The organism is Stenotrophomonas sp. GW821-FHT01H02A (assembly GCF_059422145.1).
Genome location: NZ_JBWKWI010000027.1, coordinates 1 through 1,224, shown reverse-complemented (window position 1 = coordinate 1,224; position 1,224 = coordinate 1). Strand labels below are relative to the sequence as shown.

1 protein-coding gene is annotated in these 1,224 nt (G+C 61.6%); it reads right to left on the bottom strand.

The features are described 5' to 3' along the window. Nucleotides 1-5 precede the first annotated feature (5 nt). A protein-coding gene (locus tag AC07WC_RS17745) for an IS3 family transposase (protein ID WP_495211170.1) occupies nucleotides 6-1,162 on the bottom strand; the annotation gives its coding sequence in 2 pieces (ribosomal slippage) (nucleotides 6-922 and nucleotides 922-1,162; 1,158 coding nt in all). Nucleotides 1,163-1,224 lie beyond the last annotated feature (62 nt).

Genomic DNA, 1,224 nt, shown 5'->3' with positions numbered 1-1,224 from the left:
GGGTTCTACCCCGATATCACGGACGGTTCTAAAAGAGCTGCAACCTTCTGATCCTGCCTGGCGACCCTTCGTCGCATCCTTGGGTTGTGGCGTCGCTCGATGTAGTCAAACACATCCGCCCTTGCTGCATCCAGTGTGGGGTAGCTCGTTCGATAGATACGCTCACGCTTGAGTAGTCCAAAAAAGCCTTCGCAGGCCGCGTTGTCGCCGCAATGCCCTACAGCGCTCATTGAGCAGATCAGTCCGTTAGCCGCGAGATACCCCTGGTAGTCACCGCTGCGGAACTGACTGCCACGATCCGAATGCAGGATCACCTCATCGCTTCCTTGCCGCTGCCAGACCGCCATCTGCACAGCCTGGATCACCATCTGACGGTCCTGCCGAGCGTGCATTGACCAGCCCACAATGCGCTGGTCGTACAGATCCAGCACGATGCACAGATACAGCTTGCCCTGCTGGGTCTTGATCTCGGTGATGTCCGTGACCCACTTGGTTTCCGGCTCCAGCGCGAGAAAATCGCGCTCAAGCAGGTTACTCACGCCGGGCGGCGTCACGGCAGGACCTGCACGCTGCCCGCGACGCTTCCGCCGGGGCCAGCCCTGCAGGCCATCGACCGCCATCAGGCGCGCGACCCGATTCAAGCTGGCACGTTCGCCCTCCTCAGCCAGGTCTTCGCGCATGCGACCAGCCCCCAACGTACCGCGGCTGTCTTCGTGCAGTTCGCGTATCCGTACGAGCAGGCGCTCATTGTCGACCTGCCGGGCGCTCGCAGGGCGCTTACTCCACTCGTAGTAGCCGCTGGCCGATACCTTCAGGCACCGGCACATCAGCCGGATCGGAAACTCATCGCGGCAACGTTCGATCACCTGATACCTCAGGATGATCCCTTTGCAAAGAACGTCGCCGCTTCTCGCAAAAAATCCCGTTCCTTCTTCACCCGCGCCAGCTCACGCTTGAGGCGTGCCAACTCCTCATCCCGAGGTGTCCCGGTGCCCCCGAAGGCGATAGCTCCCGCGCTCTGTGCCTCGCGCTTCCAACGGGTCAGCAGGCTGTCGCGAATTCCCAGCTCCCGGGCCACCTGGGCGCAGGTGACGCCGGGCTGACTCGCCTGCTCAACCGCGCCGCGCTTGAACTCGGCACTGAACTTCCTACGCTTTGTCATGAACACTCCTCATGGCCTGAATCGGCCTTCTTGTAAGTGTCCGTGAAAACGGGGTAGAACCC